The organism is Cryptosporangium minutisporangium, assembly GCF_039536245.1.
GTDB lineage: Bacteria > Actinomycetota > Actinomycetes > Mycobacteriales > Cryptosporangiaceae > Cryptosporangium > Cryptosporangium minutisporangium.
Genome location: NZ_BAAAYN010000024.1, coordinates 69,317 through 94,401, shown reverse-complemented (window position 1 = coordinate 94,401; position 25,085 = coordinate 69,317). Strand labels below are relative to the sequence as shown.

Genomic DNA, 25,085 nt, shown 5'->3' with positions numbered 1-25,085 from the left:
GCCCGACCTGGGGCCGGCGGCGCCCGCCGCGGTCGCGCTCCGGGCGTACCAGGAGAACGCGCAGAAGACGATCCAGATCCTCGGTGGCATCGGCTTCACCTGGGAGCACGACGCGCACCTGTACCTCCGGCGCGCGATCACGCTCGCCGCGCTGTGGGGGCCGGTGGCCGCGGCCGAGGACGATGTCGCCGCGCTCACCCGGGCCGGTGTGTACCGCGAGTACACGGTCGACTTACCGCCCGAGGCGGAGACGTTCCGGGCCGAGGCGCAGGCGTTCGTGACCGAGTTCCGCGCGACACCGGCGGCGGACCGCCGTCGGCTGCTCGCCGAGTCCGGGTACCTGGTGCCGCACTGGCCCAAGCCCTGGGGCCGGGGCGCGACCGCGGTGGAGCAGCTCGTGATCGAGCAGGAGCTCGCCGCGATCAAGGTCCCGTCGATGGGCATCGGCGGGTGGGTGACGCTGACGATCGCGCAGCACGCCACCGAAGACCAGGTCGAGCGGTGGATCCCGGCGAGCCTGCGCGGCGAGCTGGTCTGGTGCCAGCTGTTCAGCGAGCCGGGCGCCGGCTCGGATGCGGCGGCGGTGCAGAGCCGGGGGATCAAGGTCGAGGGTGGCTGGCGGGTCACCGGGCAGAAGGTCTGGACCAGCGGTGCACAGGCGTGCAATCGCGGGCTCGCGACGATCCGCACCGACCCGCAGGCACCCAAGCACCGGGGCATCACGACGATGGTGATCGACCTGACCGCGCCCGGCGTCGAGGTGCGGCCGCTGCGGGAGATCACCGGCGACGCGCTCTTCAACGAGGTGTTCTTCAACGACGTGTTCGTGCCCGACGAGGACGTCGTCGGCGAGGTCGACGCCGGATGGACGGTCGCCAGGGCGACGCTGGGCAACGAGCGGGTGTCGATCGGCGGGGCGACCGACCTGCGGGCCGGCGCGGCCTCGCTGGTCGCGCTCATCGACAAGTACGGCGTCACCGACGCGGGGCTGCTCCGGTCGTTCGGCCGGGCCGTCACCGAGGAGCAGACCAGCCGCCTGCTCAACCTGCGGATGGTCGTCCGGGCGGTCGCGCGGAGCACCGAGCCGAGCATCGAGGGGGCGATCACCAAGCTGATCGCCGCGGAGCTCGCCCAATCGATCGCCGAGCTCGCGGTCCTGCTCGCCGGGCCCGCGGCGGTCGACGGCACCGAGGACGCGCTGGCGAAGGGCTACTTCTTCTCCAGGGCGATGACGATCGCCGGTGGCACGTCGGAGGTCAGCCGCAACGTCATCGCCGAGCGCATCCTCGGGCTGCCCCGCGATCCGCTGAACAAGTAGCTCCGCTGCGCACGCCCGGCGCGCCGCGCCGGGCGTGCAGGCGGTCGTCCTCAGGGATCGGTCCGTGCGACCGACCGGAGCACGAGTGCGACGCAGAGCGCCGCGACGAGCCCGCCGCCGGCGATGACGTGGTGGACCGGAACGAACTCGGCCGCGACGCCCGCCAGGGTCATCCCCACCCCCTGGGTCGTCATCGCGCCGGCCGTCAGGAGCGTCATCGCCCGGCCGCGGAGCTGCTCCGGTACCGCGTCGAGGAACCAGTGGTCCAGGCCGAACGTGTAGACGATCCCGCAGCCGACGCCGATCTGGCAGAGCAGCGCCCAGCCGACGTCGGGGTGCGCCAGGTAGCCGAGCGGTGGCAACGTGGCGAGCAGCACGACCGGCCGCGCCAGCCGAACCTTCGCCCGGTGGCTGAGCAGCGTGCCGACCAGCAGGGAACCGCCGATGGCCCCGATCGGCATCCCGCACATCAGCAGCCCGAGCGCCGCCGAGCCGCGCCCCAGCGACGCCACGTACGGCGTCAGCAGTGCCTCGGACACGACGACGAACAGGGGCGGAACCCAGGCCAGCAGGTACAGGGCGCGGATCCGCCGGTCGGCGAGCAGCTGCCGCGCCCCGGCGAGCGACGCGGTGAGCAACGCCCGATCCCGGCGGACCCGGGCCGGCCGGTGGCGGGTGCCGAGCCCGATCAGGAGCGCGGAGGCGCCGAAGGCGACCACCGTGAACCCCAGCACGGCCCGTGGCTCCACCGCGGCCAGCAGCACGCCGCCGACGCCGAAGCCCGCCAACTGCCCGCTCTGCGACGTCATCCGGAGCACGGAGTTGCCCAGCACGAACCCCTCCGGCCCACTCAGGACGTCGCCGAGCGTCGCCGCCCGGGTTCCGGCGAAGACCGGCGCGATCGCGGCCAGCGCGCAGCGCAGCGCGAGCAGGCCGGCGATCGGCATGCCGGGCAGCACCAGGCCGCACGCGCAGCTGGCGCAGAGCAGATCGCAGACGACGAGCACGCGCCGGGCCGGTAGGCGGTCGGCGACCGCGGACAGCAGGGTGCCTCCGGCCACGTACGGCAGCAGCCCGAGCGCGAACGTCAACGCGCTCAGCAGCGGCGACCCGGTGCGCCGGTAGACCAGGACGGACAGGGCGATCTCGCAGATCACGATGCCGAGCGTCGTGAGCAGGTGGGCGAGGAACACGGCCCGGAACTCGGGCACCGCCAGCACCGACCGATAGCCCGGGGAGAGCAGCGCGTCGGCAGGTCCGGGTGTCGACATTCGGGCAGCATGCGGTCGCGCCCGGCGTCGCCCTAGTCTTTCGGGGACGGACGAATCACTCGGCGCGAGGGGGTCGGTGACCGGTGCCGTTGCGCCTGCGTTTCGCCGGTGACGATCTGCTGGGGTGCCGTTTCGCGGTGTCGCCGCTGTGCGAGACCCACGAGGCGGTGCGCACGATCCTGCGGCCCGCGCGGCACGGGTACCACGACGCGTGGCTCCGCCGGAAGCGACCGACGCTCTCCGCTCTGGACCTGGACCCGCTGCCGCTGCTGATGCCGGTCCGCGGTTACACGCCGGACTTCCTCGGCCCGCCACCGGACGCTCCGCTGGGCCGGATGCCCGGCTTCGCGGCGGAGATCGAGCGGCTGCGCGGCACCGATCCGGACCTCGCGCACCGGGAGATGCTCCGGTCGTTCCGCAGCGCGGGCGCCGACTCCGACAGCCCGGCGCGACGGGCGCTGCTCGCCGACCCCGCGGCGGCGATCCGCGTCCTGGCCGACGCCACCGAGCGCGCCTGGAACGCGCTGATCGCCCCGGATTGGCCGCGCCTCGGCGCCGTGCTGGAGGCCGACATCACCGAGCGGTCGCGCCGGCTGGCCGAGGGCGGCCTGCGGGCGCTCTTCGCCGACCTCCACCCCGACGTCCGGTGGGCCGACGGAGCGCTGGCGCTGCGCGGGGGTAGCGCGGTCCTCGGCGAGCAAGAGCTCGCCGGCCGGGGTCTGCTGCTGATGCCCAGCGTCTTCGCCTGGCCGGACACGATCAGCGGGTTCGCGCCGCCGTGGCAGCCGACCGTGATCTACCCGGCCCGCGGGATGGCGCGGGCCTGGCAGCCGCCGGCCCGCCCGGCCGCGGACTCGCTGGCCCGCCTGCTCGGTGCCGGTCGGGCCGCGGTGCTGTCCGGACTGGACGAACCGGCGTCCACCACGGCGCTCGCCCGACGGTGCGGCCTCGCGGCGTCGACGGTCTCCGCGCACCTGGCCGTCCTCCGCGACGCAGCCCTGGTCACCGCGCGCCGCCAGGGGCACGAGGTGCTCTACCGGCGAACGGCGCTCGGCACCGCACTGGTCGATGCCCCGGGCTAAGGGCCATCCCGCCCGGTAGGGTGCCTTGCGGACAGACCTCTCCCCGGCGCCGAGGAAGGGCCATGCGTCTGCGCGTCCTGACGATGAACGTCCAGCACGACGTCGGCGACCCGCGCCGCAGCGCGCTGATCAACGCCGAGATCCGACGCCTGGCGCCGGACGTCGTCACGTTCCAAGAGGTCCGCTACCCCGACGTTTCCGATCAGCTCGCGGTGCTCGTCGCCGGGACGGGTCTGCGCACCACGCACCAGGCCGCGGTGCTCGACCACCTGCCGCCCGACGCCGACGTGTACGGCGGCACCGCGCTCGCGACCCGCTGGCCGCACCGGGTCGTCGACGTCGTCGAAGGCCGCACCGCGGACGGCCTCTACTGGTACACGCTGGCGGCGCTCGTCGACGTCCCCGACCTCGGCCCGCTGCTGGTCGTCACCCCGACCACGTTCTGGAAGACCGACGCCGAGGTCTGGCGGGAGCGCCAGATGCTGGAGGTGGCCGACCTGGACGCCCGGCACCGGACCCGGCTGCCGACGATCGTCGCCGGTGACTTCAACGCGGTCCCGGACAGCTCGAGCATCCGCTTCCTCAGTGGCCTGCAGTCGCTGGAGGGCCGCAGCGTCCAGTACCACGACGCGTGGGCCGTCGCCGGCGAGGGCCCAGGCCACACCTGGACCGTCGACAACCCGGCCGGTGCGGCGGAGATCGAGCGGCTGGTCGGACAGCCCGGCGTGCGCAGCCGGATCGACTACGTGTTCGTCGGGTGCCCGCACGCCCACCCCGACGCCCGGGCCCGGATCGTCGGGGTCCAGCTGGTCGGCGACGGCCCGGTCGACGGTGTCTGGCTGAGCGACCACTACGGCGTGCTGGCCGACCTCGAGTACGCGGGGTAGCGACTCAGGCGACCGGGAAGTTGGGGCGGAAGACGCCGGCCGGGTCGTAGCGGCGCTTGAGGTCGCGCAGCCGGGCCAGGGCGGCCGGTGCGAACGCGTCCGCTGCGCTCTCCCGCGGGTTGAGGAACGTGAACGGCTTGCGGCCGCTGCCCGGCAGCGCGGTGGCGAGCGCGTCCTGCTTGGCGACGACGGCGTCGGCGGTGGCCGGGTCGGTGGGGAGGCCGAACAGGTAGAGCGCGTACGGCTCGGTCAGCGGGCCGTGCGGGCTGTCCGACGGCCGGGTGAACGCGCCCCCGAGATGCCGCACCTGCACGCTCAGCAGCGGCGCGATCGGGGCGGCGAGCAGCGTCTTCGCGGCGGCGTCGTCCAATTCGGTCAGCAGTTCGGCGCGGGAGAGGCCAGCGGTCGGGTCGGTCGGCTCGGCGGTGATCGCCCCGAGCTCGGCGACCGACCTCACCGCCCGGCCGTCGGAGAGCGGCTGGGGCAGGTGGTCGAGCGGGGCCAGCAGCTCCCGGGCCCGTCGCTCGTCGCCGAGGTAGGTGGAGTCCACCGCGACCATCGGCTCCGCACCGGGGAAGTGCAGCAGGTCGAACCAGGTGGTGAGCTCCTCCGGCGCGTCGGCGGTGATCTCCCGGTAGGCGTCGAGCACGGCGGAGGCGTGTTCACCGGCCCACAGCATCCGGCCGCCGTACAGGCGGGGAGCGGGGTGCAGCGCGAGCTCCAGGGCGGTGACGACGCCGAAGTCGCCACCCGCACCACGCAGTGCCCAGAACAGGTCCGGGTCGGACTCGGCGGTGACGTGCCGCGGCCGGCCGTCGGCGTCGACGACGTCCAGTCCGACGACGCTGTCGGACACCCAGCCGTGCGCGCGTCCGAACCAGCTGAGCCCGCCACCGAGGGCGACACCGACGACGCTGACGATCGGGGAGCTGCCGGGCAGACCGGTGAGGCCGTGCGACGCCGCCGCGGTCTGCAGCCGTCCGGACGGCACTCCCGCGCCGACCCGCGCGCGGCGGGCGACCGGGTCGACCTCCACGGTGCTCAGCAGGCGCGTCCGTAACAGGATGGTTCCGTCCGTGCGGCCGGTGGCGCCGTGCCCGTTGGGCTGCGTGCTGACGCCGAGTCCGGCGGAGCGGGCGTAGCGGACGACCGCGGCGACGTCGTCCGCGTCGGCGGCTTCGACCACCGCGGTGACCGGCTGCTCGACGGCCCGGTTCCACGGACGGCGAGCGGTGTCGAAGCCGGGGTCGCCGGGCAGCCAGACCTGGCCGCGAACCGAATCCTGGATACTAGACATCTAGGATACCTCTCGTAAGAGGCCCTTCCCGGCCGGGAAGGGCCTGAACTGTGCTGGTCAGGCCCGCAGCGCGGCGAACCGGTTGAGCGTGTTGCTCTCGCTCGCGGGGTACTGGCGCTCGACGTCGGTCTTGAGGTCCGCGAGGGTCTGCTCCGCCAGCGTCCGGCGCCACGCCAGGTCGGCGCGGCGCATCGCCTGGGAGATCAGGCACGCCTGCCGGTAGTCGACGTCCGGGTCCGCGCCGGGGCCCTGCTTGAGCAGCTGGTCGCAGCGGAACGCCTCGTCCGGGCCCTCGATCGCCACCACCACGTCGAGCAGTGTGATGTGCTCCGGGTTCCGGGCGAGCTGGAAGCCGCCGCGTGGACCGGAGATCGAGGACACGATGCCCGCCCGCCCCAACGCCTGCAGCTGCTTGTTGAGGTATGCGGCGGGCAGGCTGTAGAACGCCGCCAGCTTCGCCGTCGGGATCGCCTGCCCCGGCGGCAGCCACGAGAGGTTCAGGCAGCTGTGCAATGCCCACTCCACGCCCTCGCTCATCCGCATATCCTGGACACTACATGTCCAGGATAGGAGCTGCAAGGCCCCAGAACCGCGCGTAGCGGCCGTCCCTGGCCAGCAGTTCGTCGTGGCTGCCGTGCTCCACGATGCGGCCGCCGTCGAGGAACACGATGCGATCCGCTCGCCGCACCGTCCGCAGCCGGTGCGCCACCATCACCACGGTCCGTCCCGCCCTCAGGCGCTCGATGCCCTCCTGGACCGCCGCCTCATTCACCGGGTCCAGTGCCGAGGTCACCTCGTCCAGCAGCACGACCGGTGCGTTCTTCAGCAGCGCTCGCGCGATCGAGACGCGCTGGCGCTCGCCGCCGGAGAGCAGAGCCCCGCCCTCGCCGACCTGTGCCGACCAGCCGCCGGGCAGTCGCTCGATCACCTCGTCGAGCCGCGCGGCGGTGGCTGCCGCCCGTACCTCGGCGTCGTCGGCGTCGGGCCGGCCGAGCCGCACGTTCTCCTCGATCGTGCCGTCGAACAGGTACACGTCCTGGAAGACGATGGCGGTCTGCGCCATCAACACCTCGGTGCTGATCGCCCGCACGTCCACGTCGCCCAGCCGCACCGCACCGGCGTCCACGTCGTAGAACCGCGCGATCAGCTGCAGCAGCGTGCTCTTGCCCGCGCCGGACGGCCCGACCACGGCGAGCCGCTCTCCCTGGCGCACGGAGAGCGACACGTCGTCGAGGACCGTGCGGTCGCCGTGCCGGAAGGTGACGGCGTCGAACGTGAGGTCGTGGCGGTCCGGTCGGATCGGCTCGCGAGGCTCCGGCAGCGGCTCGGCGCGCAGCACCGCGTCCAGCCGGGCGAGCTCGGCCCGCGTGCTGCGGAGCGCGCCGCCGAGCTCGGAGAGCGACAGCAGCGGATCGGCGCACCGAGCGGCGAGCACCAGGGCCGCCAGCAGCTCGGCCGCACCGATGGCTCCGCCGAGCGCGAGGTAGGTGCCGAGCACCAGCAGCGCGGTGAAGACCGCCTGCACGGTGAGGGCCAAGCCCACGACGCCGGGCAGCGTCGACCGCATCGAGCGGCGGGCGGCGCGATGGACGTCCCGGAGCGCGTCGTCGAGCATCCCGAAGCATTCGCCGGTCCGGCCGCCGGCCCGCAGCACCGGCTGGGCCTGGAGGTACTCGACGACCCGTCCGGCCGCCTCCTGGTCGCGTGCGTGGCGTTCCTCGTCGGTGGCCACCAGCGCGCGTCCGGTCCGGACCTGGATCACCACCACCACCGGCACGGCGAGCAACGCGGCGAAGCCCAGCCGCCGGTCGACGGCGAGCAGGACGACGACGATCGTCAGCGGCGTCACGGCGGCCGACACCAGCGGCCCGAGCAGATGCGCGATCACGCTCATCGCCTGCAGGAGCCCGCGGCTGGCCAGCACGGACACCTGCCCGACGCGTTCGGTGCCGTACCAGCCGAGGGGCAGGCGGGCCAGCTGGTCGCCGAGCCGGTGGTACATGCCGCGCAGCAGCGTGGTGCCGACGCGGAAGCCGGACAGGTCACTGCGGTACCGCAACGCGGCGTACCCGGCGACCGCGGCACCGAACGCGATCAGCCACGGCCAGGCGTCCGCGGGCTCGCGGCCGAAGAGCGCCCGGAGCACCGGAACCACCAACGCGTAGAGCAGTCCTTCGACGACCGCGGTCGTGGTCATCAGAGCCAGCGTGCGGCGCACCGGCCCGGCGTACTCGTGTCCCAGCACCCGCAGCAGCAGCGGAATCATCGGAGGTCTCCTTCGGTCGCCGAGCGGTGGGTGTGCCAGAACGCGGCGAACTTCCCGTCCTCGGCCAGCAGTTCGGCCGGCCGGCCCCGCTCGACGATCACCCCGTTCTCCAGCACCGCCACCAGATCGGCGTCGACGATCGTCTCCAGCCGATGGGCGATGACCAGCACCGTCCGATCGCTCCGCGCCGACGTCGCCAGCGCTCGGCGCACGGCCTGCTCGGTGTGCGGGTCGGCGAACGCGGTCGCCTCGTCGAGCACCAGGACCGGCGTGGCGGCGAGCAGCGCCCGGGCGATCGAGATCCGCTGGGCCTCGCCGCCCGACAGCCCGGCGTCGTCGCCGAGCACGGTGTCGTACCCGCGCGGCAGCTCCAGGATCCGATCGTGGATGTTCGCCAGCCGGGCGGCGCGCACGACGTCGTCCCGGTCGGCCCGGGGGACCGCCAGCGCGATGTTGTCCGCGACCGACGCGCGCAGCAGGCGGACGTCCTGGAAGACGAAGGACACCCTCCGGTGCAGCTCCCGGCTGCCGAGCTCGCGCAGGTCGACGCCGCCGAGAGCGACCGATCCCGACGTGGGGTCGAAGAACCGCGGCAGCAACTGGACCAGCGTGGACTTTCCGCTGCCCGACGGCCCGACGATCGCGGTGGTGGTGCCCGGCTCGAGCACCAGGTCGACGCCGCGCAGCACCTCGTGTCCGGGCTCGTACCCGAAGTGGACACCGCGGAGCTCCACCCGGTGCCCCCGGGGCTCTGCCGGGCGCGCCGGCTCGGGTAACGGCGGCACCGCCAGCACGTCCCGGATCCGTCCGATCGCGCGCCGGGCGGCCTGGACGTCGTCGAAACCATGGCCGAGGGCCGCCACCGGAGCGGTCAGGCCGAGGCCGAGCAGCAGGAACGGCAGCAGGTCGGCCGGGGCCAGGCCGCCGGTCGTGATCCGGACCGCACCACCGATGAGCACGACCAGCAGCACGAACGGTGGCGACAGCGCCAGTTGCATCCCGGCGGCGATCGCGGAGACACCGCGGACCCACCGGGTGAAGACGTCGACAAAATCGTCGGCGGCCGCGCGGAACCTCCGATGGGTGCGGTCGGCTCCGCCGAACGCCTTCACGACCGAGATCCCCTGGACGAACTCGACGGCGGAGCTCGCGATCCGCCCCATCGCCGCGTCGAACTCCTGCTGCTCGCGCTGGCGCGTCGGCGTCATCATCAGCGGCACCAGGGCCACCGCCAGTACCACCGGAGCGAGCGTGATCAGCGTGAGCCGCCAGTCCACGGTGAGCAGGTAGACGAGCGAGGCCAGCGGCACCACGAAGGCGGAGACCAGCTCGCCGGGCGTGTGGGCGATCACCGGGTGCACCGCGCTGACGTCCTCGCCCACGACCTTGGCCAGCTCGCCGGTCCGGCGCCGGGACAACCAGCCGATCGGTACCCGACCCAGCTGCGCCGCCAGCTCCCGCCGGAGGGTCAGCTGGACCCGGCCGTCGAGGACGTGCCCGAGGCCGGACGAGGCGGCCGTGAACAGCAGCCGCACGAACAGTCCGGCGACACCCGCGAGGACGACGGCCCAGACGTGACCGCGGTCGATCGGGTCGGGCGACAGCAGGACCCGCCCCAGCTCGACGACGGCCAGCAGCGGAGCCAGCCCGGCCAGTGCGCCGATGACCTGCAGTCCGACCACCGTGGCGAAGCCGGCCCGGAACGGCCGCAGCAGCGCGCCGGTCATCACTCGGCCAGCGCGCGGCGGAGCGCGGTGCCGAACGTGGCGATCTGGCGCTGCGACACGTCGGCGGAGAGCACCGCCTGCGACCCGTGGAACGTGCCGGGCCACTGGTGCAGCTCGACCGGCACACCGGCCTGGAGCAGCCGCAGCGCGTAACCGAGGTCTTCGTCGCGGTTCGGGTCGAACTCGGCGGTGGCGATGTAGGCCGGGGGCAGGCCGGACAGGTCCTCCTCGCGCGCCGGGGCCGCGTACGGGGTGGCGGGCGCGGAGCCCAGGTAGTGCCGCCACGCCGCGGTGACCTTCTCGCGGTTCGACCAGGGCGTATCCGTGAAGTGCCGCGCCGACCAGGTCTCCTGCCGGTCGTCGAGCGGGGCTTCGTTGAGAACCTGGTAGCGGATCGGCGGCCCCTGCTCGTCCCGCGCCCGCAGCGCCACCGCGGCCGCGAGGTTCGCACCGGCGCTGTGCCCGCCGACCGCGATCCGCTCCGGGTCGACGCCGAGCTCGGCCGCGTGCCGGAACGCCCAGGTCAGCACCGCGTAGACGTCGTCCAGCGCGGCCGGGAACCGATGCTCGGGAGCCCGGCGGTAGGCCACCGAGATCACCACCGCTCCGGACGCGACGGCGAGTCGCGCGGCCCAGCCGTCCTCGGTGTCCAGGTCACCCATGACCCAGCTGCCGCCGTGCATCCAGACGACGGCGCCCTGCGGCTGGTGCCCGCGGTAGATCCGTACCGCGACGTCCGGATCGCCGGGCACCGTGCGGTCGTCGATCTGCAGCTCCGCGGCGGGCGCCGCGCGTCCGGATGCCAGCTCGGCGTAGATCCTCCGCGCGGTCACCGGGTCGTTGGGGTCGATGTCCGGGAGAAAAGGGATGAACGCTTCGAGCTCGGGATCCATGCCTCCATCGAACCGGTCGTCGGCTCCGTGGTCATCCGCCATCCGTCGGCCATCGGACCCTGATCCCGCACCGATCGGTGCTTATGCTCGTGCGGTGGAGGCACTGGTCGCACGGCTGTCGCATCTGGATTCGCACGTCCAGGCAACGATCCGGGTGGTGATGTTCTACGACACGCTGATGCGGCGGCGGGTGGACCTGCCCGCGCTGGCCCGGGCGTCGGCGGGGCTGGCCGAGACCGTGGCCGGCGTCCGGCTGCACGGCACCGGGCAGGTGATCCGGGTGGCGCCCGACGGCAGGCCCGCGGCGGCCACCCCGTCACCACCGTCCAGCACGGCGCCGATCACGCTCGACGACGAGGAGATCGGCACGGTCTGGCTGGAACGCTCCGGACCACCGGGCCCGCTCGACGAGGTACTGCTCGATCGCCTGGCCCTCGCCGCCGCGGCCGTCGTCGAGCGGTACGGCCCGGCCCGCACCACCCTGGCCGACCCGGCGCTGGTCGAGCTCGCGATCAGCGCCGACACCGACGAGGCGGGCCGGGCTCGGGCGCTCCGGCTCCTGGGGTTCGCCGCCGAGGTGCCGGTCCGGGTCGTCGCCGTCCGCTCGTCGCTCCCGCTCGACCGGGTCGGGAGCCTGATCTGTCCGTCCCGTCCGGTGAAGGCCGCACCGCTCGCCGACGTCGGTGTCCTGCTGGCGACCAGCGTCACCACGGCGCAGCTTCCGGACGACGTCCGGGCGGGCATCGGCGCCGCCGACCGACCCGACCGGTCCTGGCGCCAGGCCCGCACCGCACTCCGCTTCACGACCGCACGCCAGCCGGTCGTCCACCACGACGACCTGGGTGCGCTGGCGCTCCTCGCCGAGCTGCCCGCCGACACCGTGCGGAAGAACACCGACGTCGCGGCGATCGCCCGGCTGGCCGGTCACCCGGAGGACCTGGAGACGCTGGACGCCTACTGCGCCACCGGGTCGCTGCGGCGGGCCGCCGAGGTCCTCCACCTGCACCACACGAGCGTCGCCCGCCGGCTCGACCAGATCGGAAGGGCGTGGGGCGTCGAGCTGACCGAGCCCGCCGGACTGACCCGGGCGCGGCTCGCCCTCGCCGCGTGGCGACTACTCGAGACCTAGATGTACTACCTTGACCATCCACTCTAACCTTGCAGTGTTTGCTCCGCTCGGCGGCTGATCGGGGGCGTCTGGGTGTTGCTCGAGGTGCCTACACGGATCGCCACCATCCCGGCTGTCCGCCGCGCGCGCACGACGCCGGGCCTCCTCGTCGCGCTCACCGGCGTCCTGGTCACCCTCGGGCTGGTGTACGCCGTGGTCGGTCTGGTGGCTGTCGGGCAGCGCGCGGCGCGGGTCGACGAGATCCGCACGGTCAGCGGGCCGCTGAGCGTCCATGCGCTCGACGTCTACCGCTCGCTGTCGGACGCCGACGCCACCGCCGCCGTCGCGTTCCTGTCGGCGGGCGTCGAGACCCCGGCGCTCCGGCAGCGTTACCTCGACGACATCGCGAGGGCCAGCTCCGCGCTCGCCCTCGCGTTACGGGCCACCGACGACAGCAGCGACCCGAGCAACCGCAGCGAGACCCTGCTCCGGTCGATCGCCGTCCAGCTGCCCGTCTACACCGGAGTCGTCGAGACGGCCCGGACGTACAACCGTCAGCAACTGCCGCTGGGCGCCGCGTACCTGCAGGAAGCGTCCGGCTTGATGCGCAACACGCTGCTGCCCGCCGCGCAGGAGCTGTTCACGTTGGAGACCGACCGGCTGTCGACGGCCCAGCGCACCGGCGCGGACTTCCCGGCGCTCGTCCTGCTGCTCGGTCTGGCCCTGCTGGGCGCGCTGATCGGGGTCCAGGCCTTCCTCACCCGGCGGACCAACCGGCTGCTCAACCCGGGGCTGGCGATCGCGTCGCTGGCCACCGTGATCTCCCTGCTCTGGCTGACGGCGGCGATGGGCGCGGCAGGCAGTCACCTGGACACCGGCCGCCGCACCGGCTCGTCCCTGTTCGCCCAGCTCGCGGAGGCGCGGGTGCTCGCGCTTCAGGCCCGCGCCGACGAGTCGCTGACGCTGATCGCGCGGGGCGACGGGGCGGCCGACGAGGAGCACTACCAGCGCATGCTGGACAAGCTGGTCGGGAGCCGTGGCTTCCGCGATGCCGGCCTGCTCGGGGCGTACAACCGGAGGGAGCTCGACGCAGCCGACGCGCGAATGGTCGGTCAGATCGACGATCTGGCGAGAGCCTGGCGGGACCAGCACCAGTTCGTCCGCGACGTCGACAACCGGGGTGAGCACGCGGAGGCGGTGCGGATGGCGCTCAGCGACGACGCCGACAGCCCCGCGACCCTTTTCGCGGCGCTCGACGCGGCGCTCGGCAAGGCCATCGACACCACCGGGCAACGCTTCGCCGCGGAGTCCGCCGACGCCGCGGGCAACCTCACCAGCGCGCGCATCGGCATCGTGCTGCCGATCCTGGTCGTCATCCTCGCGACGGTGCTCGGCACCCGAGCCCGGATCGGGGAGTACCGATGAAACGCACGGCGCTGCTGCTCGTCGTCGCGCTGCTGGCCGGGTGTGCGTCCGCACCCGACGAGCCGATCGGCGCCGACCATCCCTCGGCCGTGGCGCCGCGTCCGCTGGGCGTGTCGGATCCGGCGGTGGTCGCGCAGCCGTCGACGCCGCCCGACTGCGGCAACCCCGAGGCCAGCTACCGGCCGGTCCGCGCGCTGCCGGCACCGGGCCGGATGCCGCGGAATTCGACGATGGAGACCATCGTGAAGCGGGGCCGGCTGATCATCGGAACCGACCAGAACGCCAACCTGCTGAGCTACCTGAACCCGGAGGGGCAGCTCGACGGGTTCGAGATCGACCTGGCCCGCCGGATCGCCGCCGCGTTGTTCCCGGACGGAGCGACCAACCCCAACCGGATCCAGTTCCGGCACATCACGACCGCGGACCGGATCCCGATCTTGGAGCGCGGCGAGGTCGACATGGTCATCCGGACGATGACGATGAACTGCGCGCGCTGGCAGCAGATCAACTTCTCCTCCGGCTACCTGTGGGCCAGCCAGAAACTCCTGGTCAACAAGGGCTCGAACATCCAGTCCATGCAGGACATCGCCGCTCGTCGTGGCAAGATCTGCGCGACCAGCGGCAGCACCAGCATCGCCAAGATCAGCGCGTATCCGGACGTCGTTCCGGTCAGCGCAGACCTCACCGTCGACTGCATGCTGATGCTCCAGCAGGGCCAGATCGACGCGGTCTCGACCAACGACACGATCCTGCTCGGGCTCGCCGCCCAGGATCCGGGCACCCACATCGTCGGCGACCCGCTGAGCAGCGAGCTGTCCGGCATCGGAATCCAGAAATCCCAGGTAGACCTGGTTCGATTCGTCAACAAGGTGCTGGAGGGCCTGCGGACGAGCGGCTTCCTGACCGAGCGGTACGAGCACTGGCTGGGGGACCTGCCCGGCGCGCCGCCCGCGCTGCCCGCGGACTACCGGGACTGACATGGCCGTGCCGAGGAGCCGGGCCGGCGTCGACCGCGCACTGGCCGCGCTGAACGAGCAGCGCCACCGGCTGGCCGGCGCGCTCGTCGCGATGGACACCGGACAGGGTGGCCTGGCCCACCTGCGCGCACCCGGCCTGCGCGGCGCCACGCGTCGGCTCGCCGACCGGCTCCAGCCGCGGATCGACGCACTGTGGGCGGGGTTCGCCGCGCTCGGCACCGTGCTCGACACCGCCGAGCGCCTGCGGACGTCGACGCGGTGGCCGTCACGCGCGCAGCTGGCGGAGATCGCACTGTTGCTGGAGCGGCCGATCGGCGCGTTGTCCCAGCAACCGATCGCCGCGGTGCTCGAGCAACCGATCGCCGCGGTGCTCGAGCAACCGATCGCCGACGACACACTGCCCGAGGCCTACCGGACCGTCCCCGTGCCCGAGCTCTGCCGACGGCTGGACCACGACCACCGCCAGGTGCGGGCCGCGCTGGACCACCTCGACGCCCGGGTGGCGGCGGTGATCGCTCTGCTCGGCGACTTGGAGTGCCGGCTCGCGGCGGCCGGACCCGGCTCGCCGGAGCTGGACGCGCACGCGGCGACCGTCCGGGATCTGCGCAACCACGCCACCGCCGACCCGCTCGGCACCGACCTCGACGGTCCGGCGGTCCGCGCGCTGGTCACCGCCGTCGAGACGACCGCCGCGCGGCTGGCGCAGCAGGCGGCCGAGCGCGCGCGTTACCCGGCCCGCCGCGCCGCCCTGCGGGAGACGCTCGACCGGCTGGCCGACGCCGAGAGCCGGGCGCGGGACGCCTACGCGCTGGCCACCGAGAAGATCCACGACCCGCGGCTGCCGCCGGCCACCGACTCCGAGCCCGCGCTGCGCCGTCGACTGGGCACGCTCGACCGGCTCGACGTCGTCGCTCAGGACCAGGCGCTGCCCGCGCTGGAGCGGGCGGTCACCGAGGCGCTCGACCACGCCACCGCGCGGCACGAGTTCGCCGACGGACTGCTCGCCCGGCGCGAGGAGCTCCGCGGCCGGTTGGAGGCTTACCGGATGAAAGCACTACGGCTGGGCTTGATCGAGCGCGCGGACGTGCACGCGGGCTATACCGCTGCCCGGACACTGCTCTGGACCGCCCCGTGCGATCTGCCCGCCGCGACCCGCGCGGTCGTGGCGTACCAACGGTCCCTGTTGACGACCCCGGGAGGCACGGCGTGACCGGATCCTGCAGGCGGCCCGGCTGCGCCGGAAGCTACGACCCCGACGGCTACTGCGACGAGTGCGGACGCAAAGCGCCCGCCCTGGTGGGCGCCGGCGTCTCGTCGTCCTCCACCGGTCCGTCCTCGACCACCGGTACGGGCGCGTCCACCGGTTCGGCCGCGTCGACTGGTTCGGGCGCGTCCACGGGTTCGTCGCGGTCCACCGGCTCGTCCCGCTCCAGCCGGTCGACCCGTCGCACCGGACGCGGCCGGCTCGGTGGCGGGCTGCTCGATCTCCCGCGCGTACCGCTGCCCGATCCGGCCACGGCCGTCCTGGCCGATGCGAAGGTCGCGCAGGACCGCCGGTTCTGCGGAAACCCCGAGTGCGAGCGCCCGGTGGGCCGCGACCGGGACGGGCGGCCGGGGCGCGACGTCGGGTTCTGCCCGGCCTGCCGGACCCCGTTCTCGTTCGTGCCGAGCCTGGCCGCCGGCACCCTGGTCGGCGGCCGCTACGAGGTGCTCGGCTGCCTCGCCTACGGCGGCCTCGGCTGGATCTACCTGGCGCGGGACAAGAATATCGGCGACGACGTGAGCGACCGCTGGGTCGTCCTCAAAGGCCTGATCGACGCCGGCGACCCGGACGCGATGGCCGCCGCCGTCTCCGAGCGGCGGTTCCTGGTCACCGTCGACCACCCGGGGATCGTCAAGATCCACGACTTCGTGCTGCACCCCGATCCGCGCTCGGGCGACGACGTCGGGTACATCGTCATGGCGTACGTGGGCGGACGCTCGCTGCGTGACCTCCGCACGGATCGGTCGGCGCCCGGAGGAGCGCAGCCGCTCGCGCTGGAGCAGGTGATCGCCTACGGGCTGGAGATCTTGCCGGCCTTCGGCTACCTGCACGAACGCGGCCTGCTCTACTGCGACTTCAAGCCCGACAACGCGATCCACGCCGACGACCGGCTCGTGCTGGTCGACCTCGGCGCGGTCCGGCGGATCGACGACACGGTCAGCCCGGTCTGGGGCACGGTCGGCTACCAGGCTCCGGAGGTCGCCCGCGCCGGACCGTCGGTCAGCTCCGACCTCTACACGGTCGGCCGGACGATGGCCGTGCTCAGCCTGGACTTCCGCGGGTTCTCCAGCACCTACGTCGACCGGCTCCCGCCCGCGAGCGAACACCCCCTGCTCACCGAGCACGAGTCGTACCATCGGTTCCTGCTGCGGGCCACCGACCGTGACCCGGACCGCCGCTTCGAGACCGCCGCGGACATGTCCGATCAGCTGCTCGGCGTGTTGCGCCAGGTGCTGGCGGCGGCCGACGGGAAGCCGCGGCCGGCTCCGTCCACGCAGTTCACCGGCGAGGGCACGGCGTTCGCGACGGAGCTCGGCGCGGTCTTCGACGGCCCCGGGATCGCCGCCGCGCTCCCGGTACCGCAGGTCGACCCGGCGGATCCCGGCGCGTCGTTCCTCCTCGCCACCCGGGATCTCGACCCGCAGGACCTGGCCGCCGCAGCCGCGAGCGCACCAGCCGACAGCGTCGAGGTGCCGATCGCGCTGGCCCGTGCCCGGATCGCCGCGGGTGACACCGCCGGCGCGCGGCAGACGCTGGACGCCCTCGCCGCGGATCTTCCACTCGACTGGCGGATCGACTGGTACCGCGGCCTCGCCGCGCTGACCGACCGCGATCCGCGTGCGGCGGCGTCCGCGTTCGACGCCGTCTACGGGACGCTGCCCGGCGAACCGGTTCCGCAGCTGGCCCTCGCGGTCGCGGCGGAGTGGGCGGGCGATCCCGACGACGCGTACCCGCGCTACCGGCGGGTGTGGACGACCGACCACGGGTACGTGAGCGCGGCGTTCGGGCTGGCCCGGATCCTGCTGTCCCGCGGACGGCACGACGATGCGGCCCAGATCCTGGGGGAAGTACCGGCCAGCTCCAGCCACCGGGTGGCTGCCGAGATCGCGGCAGCCCGTGCGCGGCTGGCGGCGCCACCGGCGGCGGCGGTGTTCGCCGACGTGTCGGCGCGGATCGAACAGCTCCCGCTCGACGTCGGACCGAAGGGTGCGCTCTCCGTGGAGTTGCTGACCGCCGCGCTGTCGTGGGTGCGGAACACCGCGGACGCCGACCGCGGTCCGTCCACGCGCGTCCTCGGCCACCCGCTGACCGAACGGGGACTGCGGTTCGGCCTCGAACGGGTCTACCGGACCCTGGCCCGGGTGGCTCCGGACGCCGAGCGACGGATCGCGCTGGTCGACCAGGCCAACCGGATCCGCCCCCGGACGCTGGTGTAGTCGATGGTGCTGACGTGCCCGCGCTGCGCGGTGACCGGCGAGGCGACCGACCGCTACTGCGAGGCGTGCGGTGGCCGGCTCGGGGATGCCGGCTTCCCGTGGCTCACCTCCGCCGCCCCCGACGGCCGGTGTGGCGTCTGCGGCGCGGCAGCCGTGCGGCCCGGCGAGTACTGCGACGAGTGCGGCCGTCGACGCGGTGCCGGCCGGGACCGGGCCGAGCTGGAGCTTCCCGGGCTGGCCGCGGTGACCGACCGTGGACACCGTAAGCACCACAACGAGGACGCGGTGGCGATCGGCGTCGCGGCGGACGGCACCGCGGCGATCGTCTGCGACGGCGTCTCGTCCACACCGCGTGCCGACGCGGCCGCCCACACGGCGGCCGACGTCGGGATCCCGGACCTGCNACGTCGGCATCCGGGACCTGCTGCAGGCCTTGGCCGAGGGTGCGCCGGACCGCGACGCCGCAGCGGTGGCCTTCCGCTCCGCGTTCGCCGCGGTGGGCCGTCTGGCTCGACCGGACCCCCGCAACGCGCCCAGCTGCACGTACGTGTCCGGGACGGTCACCGGCCGCGGGATCACCGTTGGGTGGGTCGGTGACAGCCGGGCGTACTGGGTCCCGGACGCCGGCACGGCACGCTGCCTGACCGTCGACGACGCGCTGCCCGGCGTGGCCGGTGCGCCGCTGCTCCGCTGGGTCGGCGGCGACGCCGGTGGCGTCGAGATCCAGGTCGTGGCGGTCGAGCCGGCCGAGGCCGGCCACCTCGTGCTCTGCTCCGACGGTCTGTCGCGGTACCTGCCCGAACCCGCCGCGCTCGACGCGGTGGCGGCTGCGTCGCCGCTCGACGCGGCGCAACGACTCACCCGGTTCGCGCTCGACGCCGGGGGAGCGGACAACATCGCCGTTGTGGTTCTCTCGTCCCCGCCACCTCACCCGCGAGGAGCCTCGCTATGACGATGTCGATCGAGACTCACCAGAACGAGTTCCTGCCAGTGGACGGACGGACCGTCGACGCGGTGCTCACGGTGACCGGCTCCGGCGCGGACGGCGGCGCGGCCCCGTTACCCGGCGAGATCGCCGAGGTCATCCTCATCGATACGTCCGGATCGATGGCCGGGCCGAAACTCGTCGCCGCCAAGGAAGCCGCCGCCGCCGCGATCGCCGCGCTGCCCGACGGCATCGCGTTCGGCATCGTCGAGGGCGACATGGGCGCACGACTCGCCTACCCGCCCGGCAAGGACCTCGCGGTGTCGTCGAGCCGGACGCGCGAGGCCGCGCGGATCGCGCTGCGCGGCCTCCGGGCCGGTGGCGGAACCGGGATCGGGGCCTGGTTGACGCTGGCCCGGACCCTGTTCGCCCGGCGTGGTGCCGCCATCAACCACGCGATCCTGCTGACCGACGGCGCCAACGGCGAAGCCGAGTCGACGTTCGACAAGGCGCTGGCCCCGTGCGTCGGCCAGTTCGTCTGCGACAGCCGGGGAGTGGGCACGGGCTGGGTGGCCCGCGACCTGATCAAGATCGCGGAGCAGCTGCACGGAACCGCGTCCGGCATCACCGACCCCAGCGAGCTCACCGCCGACTTCCTCGAGATGACCAGGGCCACCGTGGGCAAAACGATGGCGGGCGTGCAGCTGCGGGTGTGGACGCCGACCGGCGCCCAGGTGCGGTTCGTCAAGCAGGTTCATCCGGAGATCACCGACCTCACCGACCGCCGCACCGACGTCTCCCCGCGGATCGGGGAGTACCCGATCGGTACCTGGGGCGCCGAGACCCGGGAGTACCACCTGCGGGTCGAGGTGGAGCCCAACCCGGTCGGCGAGGAGGTGCTCGCCGCCCGGGTCAGCGCGGTGCACGGCGACGCGGTCCTGGCGCAGAGCCTGGTCCGGGCGGTCTGGACGGACGACGTGGCCTCGTCCACCAGGATCCACCGGCAGGTCGCGCACTACTCGAACGAGACCGAGCTGGCCGAGGCGATCCAGACCGGGCTGACCGCCCGGGCGGCGGGGGACGTGGAGCGGGCCACCGACCGCCTCGGCACCGCCGTGCGGCTGGCGGCCGAGGCGGGTCGGGAGGACACCGCGAAGATGCTGGCGAAGGTCGTCGACGTGATCGACGAGAGCACCGGAACCGTCAAGTTGCGGCCACTCGCGGCCAGTATCGACGTGGAGATGGCCGCGGTCGGCTCCCGGAAGACCCGGCAGGTCCGGCCGGAGCCGCCCGGCTGATCCCGTCGGCACCCGCCTCGTCCCTCCCGGCGGCTCCGTCCGGGGATCGCCACGCTCCAGGAGATCGCTGCCATGGTTGTCTGCCCGAGAGGTCACGAGTCCGACGCGACGGACTACTGCGACGAGTGCGGCACGCGGCTGTCCGGATCGGTCGGGCAGTCGCCCGCCGCGTCCCCGAGTGGGCGCGCCGCGTCCGGGAGTGGGCGCGCCGCGTCCGGGAGTGGGCGCGCCGCGTCCGCGGGTGGGGCCGCCGCTTCCGGGGGTGGGGCCGCCGGGACGGGGGCGGCGACCGTCTGTGCGGAGTGCGGTGCGCCGCTGAACGGGCGGTTCTGCGAGGAGTGTGGTCACGACTCCCTCGCGGCGCCGGTCGTCCCTGCCGATCCGGCTCCGTCGGCTCCGGGGGTGCCGTCGGCTCCGTCGGCGGTGGACGCGCCTCCCGCGGACGCGTCTCCCGCGGACGCGTCTCCCGCGGGGGAGTGGTGGGTGGTGGTCACCGCGGACCGCGAGTACTTCGAGCGGGTCCGCGCGATGAACGGCCCGGACGCCGGCACGGTCACGTTCCCGCTGTTCTGCCCCGAGCGTCGGTTCCCGCTCTCCGGGCAGCAGATGCTCATCGGCAGGCGGAGCCGGTCGCGCGGCATCTACCCCGACATCGACCTGGTCGGCCCCCCGGAGGACCCGGCGGTCTCGCACACGCACGCGCTGCTGCTGCCCCAGCCGGACGGCCGCTGGTCGGTGATCGACCTCCGCTCCACCAACCACACCTACGTCAACGGCAGCACCGATCCCATCGACGCCGAGCAGCCCGTCGTGCTGACCGACGGCGCGACCGTCCACGTCGGTGCCTGGACCCGGCTCACCCTGCGAGCCGGCAGCGCGACCTGATCGCCGAGCGGTGTGCGTTCCGGCGACCTATGCCCTGCCGGAACGCACAACGCTCGGGCGATCACCCCGGGAATCCGTTCCGGCGGGCGACACCGCCCAGCCACACCAGGCTCGGCTTCGGCGTCCGGACGAACGTCGTCCGGTCGACGGCGACGAGGCCGAACGTCGGCGCGTAACCCGAGAACCATTCGAAGTTGTCCAACAGGCTCCAGTGGAGGTAGCCGCGCACGTCGGCGCCGTCGGCGATCGCCGCGGCGAGTCCGCGCAGCGCCCCTTCGGTGTAGGCGATGCGCTGGGCGTCGTCCGCGGTGGCGATGCCGTTCTCGGTGATCAGGATCGGCAGGTCGGGCAGCACCTCCCGCACCCGGCGGACGGAGGCGCCGAGCGCCTGCGGCCGGTATTCCATGTGGGCCTGGGTCACCAGCTCGGGCTTCGGCGCGACCGGCCCGTCCGGTCCGATGCGCGCACAGCTGTAGACCTGCATGCCGACGAAGTCCCCGTCGGCGGCCGCGTCGAGGAACTGGTCCTCGAACGCGGCACGGTGCTCGGCCATCCGCTCCTCGCCACCGTCCTCGGCGATCCACTCCTGGCCGACCAGCGCGAGGCCGACCGGCGGCGAGCCGGCGCCCCGCAACACCTCCAGGCTGCGGCGGTGCGCGGCGAGGAACGCGTCGGTCAGCGCCTGGTCGGGCTTGGGCAGGCCCTTGACCGCCTCGCCGCGCGCCGCCATCGCGCCGAGGACGGGCAGCGCGGCGGCGAGGTTCGGCTCGTTGAGGGTCACGACGTACGCGGCGTCGCCGAGGATCGGTGTGGTGACCTCGGTGAAGCGGGCGAACCGATCGCCGGACTTCGGCCCGAGCCACGAACTGTCGTTGTGGAACCAACGCGGCGTGCTGAAGTGGCACAGCGTCACGACCGGGGCCAGCCCGCGGTCCCGGCAGCCGTCGATCATCCGCCGGTAGTGGTCGAGGGCGGCGCGGGAGATCTCGCCCTCCTCCGGCTCGATCCGGCTCCACTCGAGGCTGAAGCGGTAGGCGTTGGCCCCGACGCCGGCGAGCAGGTCCAGGTCCTCGCGCCACCGGTGGTAGTGGTCGACGGCGTCGCCGCTCTTCTCGGCGAACGGGGAGTGCTCCTCGTGCTCCCACTGCCAGTAGTGGTTGTTGACGTTGCCGCCCTCGACCTGGTGCGACGCGGTGGCCGCGCCCCAGAGGAAGCCGTCGGGGAAAGTGGTCATCAGAAGACTCCGCGGTAGTACACGCCGTCCACGAGGACGACGCTCGGGTCGGGGTGGAACCCGGGGAGCAGCGGGTTCGGTGTCACGCGGGTAGCGGCGCCGTGATCCGGCTTCCGGTCACGACCTCCGCCATCACGTCGAGCGCGTGTCCGACCGGCTCCAGGTCGGGGCGGCTGTTGAGGAAGCCGTGCAGCATGCCGGGCGCGGTGAGCTGGCGCACGTCGACGCCTGCCCGCGCGCAGCGCGCGGCGAAGTCCTCGCCGGACGGGCGCAGGTCGTCGTACTCCGCGTTGATCACCAGCGTCGGGCACAGTCCTTCCAGGACGGCGTGCGCGCCGAACGCGTAGCCGTCGGCGGTGCTCAGCGGGCCGCCGAGGTAGTTCTGGTTGATCCAGGCCGTCTGGGGTGGGGCGAAGCGCAGGACGGCGGGGATCGCGGCCATGTCCGCGGCCAGCGACGCCGACGCGGGGGGTAGCACGGCGTGGGCCACCGGGTAGAGCGCCAGCAGCGCCACCGGCGGGCGGCCGTCCGCGTCGCGCAGTTTCAGCGCGGCGCCGATCGCCAGGTTGCCGCCGGCGCTGGCGCCGCCGATCGAGAGCCGCGCGGTGTCGACGCCGAGGGTCTCGGCGTTCTCGCGCACCCAGCGGAACGCGGCGACCACGTCGTCGTGCGGCACCGGGTAGTGCACCCCGCCGTGGCAGAGCCGGTAGTCGACGCTGACGACGACGGTCCCGGCGCGGTCGCAGATCTGCCGAGCGGTCCAGTCGGCCTCGGGCATCGCCAGGTCGCCGCCGACGAAAGCGCCGCCGTGCATCCAGACCAGAGCGGGGCGGTCCGGGCCGGGCGTGGACGGCTCGTAGATCCGCACCGGCACCGGGCCGTGCGGACCGGCGACGGTTTCGTCGCGCGTCGCGACCTGCGGCGGTTCCGGCGCGCCGGTGATCATCAGGAACTCGTCTAGTAGCGCGCGCTGCGCCGGGTCGGTCATGGCGGCCTCGAACGAGGTGATGCCCTCGAGCAGGGGGAGCTTCGCCGCGATCTGCGGGTGGATCGGCACTGATTACCTCCGCACGTGATGCTGTGGCGCCGGTCACGGCGCCGTGCGGCGATGCTCACGGGTGACGGCCGCGCCGTCCTAGTGGCCTTGCCATTGAGCGGCAGGCGAATCCCCCCCGCCGCCTGGCGCGCTGGGAGACGCAGGCGTCACGGGTGTCATCTCGGGGTCACCGATGAGGCGCGCACCACAATTTGTATTTCATTGACCGGCAACCTCCGGGACACCGCTGTGAGCCGCATCGCATCGTTGGCGCCCAAGCCGGGCCGACGCCTCGGCGGCAGCACACCCCCAACTCACCGGCGACCCCGGAACCCCCAGAACCCCCTCCGTTTCAGGCGAAGGAGCCCGGAGCGACATGAAACGATTCACAGCTCGGATCGGGGTGGCACTCGCCACCACTCTCGCCCTCACCACGCTCGCCGCCTGCGGTGGGAACGGCGGTGGGAGCAGCAGCCAGAGCGCCAGCGACACCGTCACCATCGCGCTCGACGCCGACGCGGCCCCGACCGGCTACGACCCGCTCCTCTACTCGCAGGGCCAGTACACGTTCTTCGGTGCCCTCTACGACGCCCTGTTCGTCCTCGACACCGAGGGCAAGGCGCAGCCCGAGCTGGTCGAGAAGTTCTCGAACAGCCCGGACAACCTCAAGACCACGCTGACGCTGCGCGACGGCGTCACGTTCACCGACGGCAAGAAGCTGGACTCGACCGTCGTCAAGGCCAACCTCGACCGCCGCAGCGACAAGGACCTGGTCGCGTACGGCTCGCTCGCGCCGGGCGGTGCCAGCGAGATCACCGATGTCGCCGCGCCCGACCCGAAGACCGTCGTCATCACCTGGAAGGCGCCCCAGGCGACGCCGGAGAACAACCTGGCCGACACCGCCGGTGCGATCATCGGGCCGGACGGCATCGCGAACCCCGACTCGCTGCTGACCAAGCCGGACGGCTCCGGCGCCTACACGCTCAACACCGGCAAGACGACGAAGGCGAGCGTCTACACGCTCGACAAGCAGTCCGACGACCGGAACGCCGAGCGGTGGGCGTACGACCACATCGTCGTCAAGGTCATCCTCGACGCCCAGTCGCTGGCGAACGCGGTGATCTCCGGCCAGACCGACGTGGCCGGCATCCTCAAGCCGAGCGTCGTGGAGCTGGTGCAGTCCCGGGCCGGAACCGTCAAGGTCGGCGGCACGATCGTCGGGTTCCCGGTCTGGGACAAGCAGGGCAAGACCAACCCCGCGTTCGCCAAGCCCGAGGTGCGGCTGGCGCTGCTCCGGGGGATCGACGACGCGACGATCGTCAAGACGCTGCACCAGGGCTCCAAGGGCACCAAGCAGCTCTTCCCGTCGGACGCGACCGGCTTCGACCCGAGCCTCAACCAGACCTACTCGTACGACCCCGCGGCGGCCAAGCAGCTCCTGGCGAAGGCCGGCTACCCGAACGGCTTCTCGTTCGAGATCACGATCGCGGGCCAGCCGACCGAGGACCTGATCGCGGTCCAGAAGCAGTGGTCGGCGATCGGGGTCACGATGAAGGTCAAGACCGCGACCTCGACCGACCAGGTCTTCGCCGCGACCAACACCGAGCCGCTCGGCTTCGGCCCGTTCGCCGTCGGCAGCAACCCGGCCGGGTTCGTCGCCGGAGTGGTCTACGGCGGGTTCATGAATCAGCAGAAGGCCAAGGACCCCAAGATCGACGCCGCGCTCGGCAAGTCGCTGGGCACCACCGGCGCCGACCAGGAGGCCGCGCTCAAGGACCTCAACGCCGCGCTCACGAACGGTGGCTGGTACATCCCGATCTACGAGGATTTCACCTACACCGGCTACAACAAGACCAAGGTCGCCGCGCCCTCCTACGCCGGCACCAACAACTACCTGGTGCTCTCCAGCCTGAAGCCGGCGAGCTGACGCCGCAGCCGGTGGCCGCGGCACGCCCGCGGCCACCGGCTCCCCATCC

Annotated in this window: 20 protein-coding genes; 12 read left to right on the top strand and 8 right to left on the bottom strand. The window is 73.3% G+C overall.

Annotated features, from left to right (window positions below; all coding sequences use genetic code 11):
- A partial coding sequence (locus ABEB28_RS19445; protein WP_345729564.1) for an acyl-CoA dehydrogenase family protein occupies positions 1-1,318 on the top strand: 1,318 nt, incomplete at its 5' end.
- Between the two features lie 50 nt (positions 1,319-1,368).
- Here the strand turns inward: ABEB28_RS19445 and ABEB28_RS19440 are convergent.
- Positions 1,369-2,589 carry an MFS transporter gene (locus ABEB28_RS19440; RefSeq protein WP_345729563.1) on the bottom strand — a complete coding sequence of 407 codons (1,221 nt, stop codon included), beginning with the start codon at positions 2,587-2,589 and terminating at the stop codon, positions 1,369-1,371.
- Positions 2,590-2,672: 83 nt separating this feature from the next.
- Here ABEB28_RS19440 and ABEB28_RS19435 point away from each other — a divergent pair, with 83 nt between their 5' ends.
- Together ABEB28_RS19435 and ABEB28_RS19430 are read left to right on the top strand one after the other, a co-directional pair.
- Complete coding sequence (locus ABEB28_RS19435) at positions 2,673-3,671, top strand: ArsR/SmtB family transcription factor (RefSeq protein ID WP_345729562.1); 999 nt, start codon at positions 2,673-2,675, stop codon at positions 3,669-3,671.
- 62 nt (positions 3,672-3,733) lie between these two features.
- Entirely contained in the window at positions 3,734-4,558 is an 825-nt protein-coding gene (locus ABEB28_RS19430) for an endonuclease/exonuclease/phosphatase family protein (protein WP_345729561.1), read from the top strand.
- A 4-nt stretch (positions 4,559-4,562) separates the two neighbouring features.
- Here the strand turns inward: ABEB28_RS19430 and ABEB28_RS19425 are convergent, their stop codons facing one another.
- The 5 genes from ABEB28_RS19425 to ABEB28_RS19405 are packed head-to-tail and all read right to left on the bottom strand — an operon-like array spanning position 4,563 to position 10,741.
- Positions 4,563-5,855 carry an FAD-binding oxidoreductase gene (locus ABEB28_RS19425; RefSeq protein ID WP_345729560.1) on the bottom strand — a complete coding sequence of 431 codons (1,293 nt, stop codon included), beginning with the start codon at positions 5,853-5,855 and terminating at the stop codon, positions 4,563-4,565.
- Positions 5,856-5,912: 57 nt separating this feature from the next.
- Entirely contained in the window at positions 5,913-6,398 is a 486-nt protein-coding gene (locus ABEB28_RS19420; RefSeq protein WP_345729559.1) for an RrF2 family transcriptional regulator, read from the bottom strand.
- A gap of 10 nt (positions 6,399-6,408) precedes the next feature.
- The gene (locus ABEB28_RS19415) at positions 6,409-8,121 is read right to left on the bottom strand and encodes an ABC transporter ATP-binding protein (protein WP_345729558.1); all 1,713 of its coding nucleotides are present in this window, start codon (positions 8,119-8,121) and stop codon (positions 6,409-6,411) included.
- A complete protein-coding gene (locus ABEB28_RS19410) occupies positions 8,118-9,848 on the bottom strand; it encodes an ABC transporter ATP-binding protein (protein ID WP_345729557.1) in 1,731 nt (576 codons plus the stop codon). The genes ABEB28_RS19415 and ABEB28_RS19410 overlap by 4 nt, the downstream gene beginning before the upstream one ends.
- On the bottom strand, positions 9,848-10,741 hold the full coding sequence (locus tag ABEB28_RS19405; protein WP_345729556.1) for an alpha/beta hydrolase: 894 nt from the start codon (positions 10,739-10,741) through the stop codon (positions 9,848-9,850). The genes ABEB28_RS19410 and ABEB28_RS19405 overlap by 1 nt, the downstream gene beginning before the upstream one ends.
- Positions 10,742-10,835: 94 nt before the next feature.
- Here ABEB28_RS19405 and ABEB28_RS19400 point away from each other — a divergent pair, with 94 nt between their 5' ends.
- The 8 genes from ABEB28_RS19400 (at position 10,836) to ABEB28_RS19365 (ending at position 20,839) form a co-directional block, all read left to right on the top strand.
- On the top strand, positions 10,836-11,870 hold the full coding sequence (locus tag ABEB28_RS19400) for a helix-turn-helix domain-containing protein (protein WP_345729555.1): 1,035 nt from the start codon (positions 10,836-10,838) through the stop codon (positions 11,868-11,870).
- Between the two features lie 84 nt (positions 11,871-11,954).
- Entirely contained in the window at positions 11,955-13,274 is a 1,320-nt protein-coding gene (locus tag ABEB28_RS19395; protein ID WP_345729554.1) for a hypothetical protein, read from the top strand.
- Positions 13,271-14,251 carry a transporter substrate-binding domain-containing protein gene (locus tag ABEB28_RS19390; protein WP_345729553.1) on the top strand — a complete coding sequence of 327 codons (981 nt, stop codon included), beginning with the start codon at positions 13,271-13,273 and terminating at the stop codon, positions 14,249-14,251. Before ABEB28_RS19395 ends, ABEB28_RS19390 begins: the two co-directional genes overlap by 4 nt.
- Before the next feature lies 1 nt (position 14,252).
- Positions 14,253-15,461, top strand: a complete 1,209-nt coding sequence (locus tag ABEB28_RS19385) for a hypothetical protein (protein ID WP_345729552.1) — start codon at positions 14,253-14,255, stop codon at positions 15,459-15,461.
- Positions 15,458-17,731: a tetratricopeptide repeat protein gene (locus tag ABEB28_RS19380; RefSeq protein ID WP_345729551.1), complete on the top strand. Its 2,274-nt coding sequence runs from the start codon at positions 15,458-15,460 to the stop codon at positions 17,729-17,731. The genes ABEB28_RS19385 and ABEB28_RS19380 overlap by 4 nt, the downstream gene beginning before the upstream one ends.
- A gap of 547 nt (positions 17,732-18,278) precedes the next feature.
- Positions 18,279-18,683 carry a PP2C family protein-serine/threonine phosphatase gene (locus ABEB28_RS19375; protein ID WP_345729550.1) on the top strand — a complete coding sequence of 135 codons (405 nt, stop codon included), beginning with the start codon at positions 18,279-18,281 and terminating at the stop codon, positions 18,681-18,683.
- A complete protein-coding gene (locus ABEB28_RS19370; RefSeq protein WP_345729549.1) occupies positions 18,680-19,954 on the top strand; it encodes a VWA domain-containing protein in 1,275 nt (424 codons plus the stop codon). The genes ABEB28_RS19375 and ABEB28_RS19370 overlap by 4 nt, the downstream gene beginning before the upstream one ends.
- Positions 19,955-20,356: 402 nt before the next feature.
- Positions 20,357-20,839, top strand: a complete 483-nt coding sequence (locus tag ABEB28_RS19365) for an FHA domain-containing protein (protein WP_345729548.1) — start codon at positions 20,357-20,359, stop codon at positions 20,837-20,839.
- Positions 20,840-20,900: 61 nt separating this feature from the next.
- Here the strand turns inward: ABEB28_RS19365 and ABEB28_RS19360 are convergent, their stop codons facing one another.
- The gene (locus ABEB28_RS19360) at positions 20,901-22,073 is read right to left on the bottom strand and encodes a glycoside hydrolase family 1 protein (protein WP_345729547.1); all 1,173 of its coding nucleotides are present in this window, start codon (positions 22,071-22,073) and stop codon (positions 20,901-20,903) included.
- An 82-nt stretch (positions 22,074-22,155) separates the two neighbouring features.
- Complete coding sequence (locus tag ABEB28_RS19355) at positions 22,156-23,130, bottom strand: alpha/beta hydrolase (protein WP_345729546.1); 975 nt, start codon at positions 23,128-23,130, stop codon at positions 22,156-22,158.
- A gap of 355 nt (positions 23,131-23,485) precedes the next feature.
- On the opposite strand from ABEB28_RS19355, the gene ABEB28_RS19350 reads away from it, so the two are divergent.
- Positions 23,486-25,036 carry an ABC transporter substrate-binding protein gene (locus tag ABEB28_RS19350; RefSeq protein WP_345729545.1) on the top strand — a complete coding sequence of 517 codons (1,551 nt, stop codon included), beginning with the start codon at positions 23,486-23,488 and terminating at the stop codon, positions 25,034-25,036.
- Positions 25,037-25,085: the final 49 nt, after the last annotated feature.

Coding starts and splice junctions, on each gene's coding strand:
- ABEB28_RS19415 (WP_345729558.1), bottom strand. CDS start 8,121: ATGATTCCGCTGCTGCTGCGGGTGCTGGGACACGAGTACGCCGGGCCG.
- ABEB28_RS19440 (WP_345729563.1), bottom strand. CDS start 2,589: ATGTCGACACCCGGACCTGCCGACGCGCTGCTCTCCCCGGGCTATCGG.
- ABEB28_RS19385 (WP_345729552.1), top strand. CDS start 14,253: ATGGCCGTGCCGAGGAGCCGGGCCGGCGTCGACCGCGCACTGGCCGCG.
- ABEB28_RS19410 (WP_345729557.1), bottom strand. CDS start 9,848: ATGACCGGCGCGCTGCTGCGGCCGTTCCGGGCCGGCTTCGCCACGGTG.
- ABEB28_RS19350 (WP_345729545.1), top strand. CDS start 23,486: ATGAAACGATTCACAGCTCGGATCGGGGTGGCACTCGCCACCACTCTC.
- ABEB28_RS19420 (WP_345729559.1), bottom strand. CDS start 6,398: ATGCGGATGAGCGAGGGCGTGGAGTGGGCATTGCACAGCTGCCTGAAC.
- ABEB28_RS19360 (WP_345729547.1), bottom strand. CDS start 22,073: ATGACCACTTTCCCCGACGGCTTCCTCTGGGGCGCGGCCACCGCGTCG.
- ABEB28_RS19405 (WP_345729556.1), bottom strand. CDS start 10,741: ATGGATCCCGAGCTCGAAGCGTTCATCCCTTTTCTCCCGGACATCGAC.
- ABEB28_RS19370 (WP_345729549.1), top strand. CDS start 18,680: ATGACGATGTCGATCGAGACTCACCAGAACGAGTTCCTGCCAGTGGAC.
- ABEB28_RS19425 (WP_345729560.1), bottom strand. CDS start 5,855: ATGTCTAGTATCCAGGATTCGGTTCGCGGCCAGGTCTGGCTGCCCGGC.
- ABEB28_RS19430 (WP_345729561.1), top strand. CDS start 3,734: ATGCGTCTGCGCGTCCTGACGATGAACGTCCAGCACGACGTCGGCGAC.
- ABEB28_RS19390 (WP_345729553.1), top strand. CDS start 13,271: ATGAAACGCACGGCGCTGCTGCTCGTCGTCGCGCTGCTGGCCGGGTGT.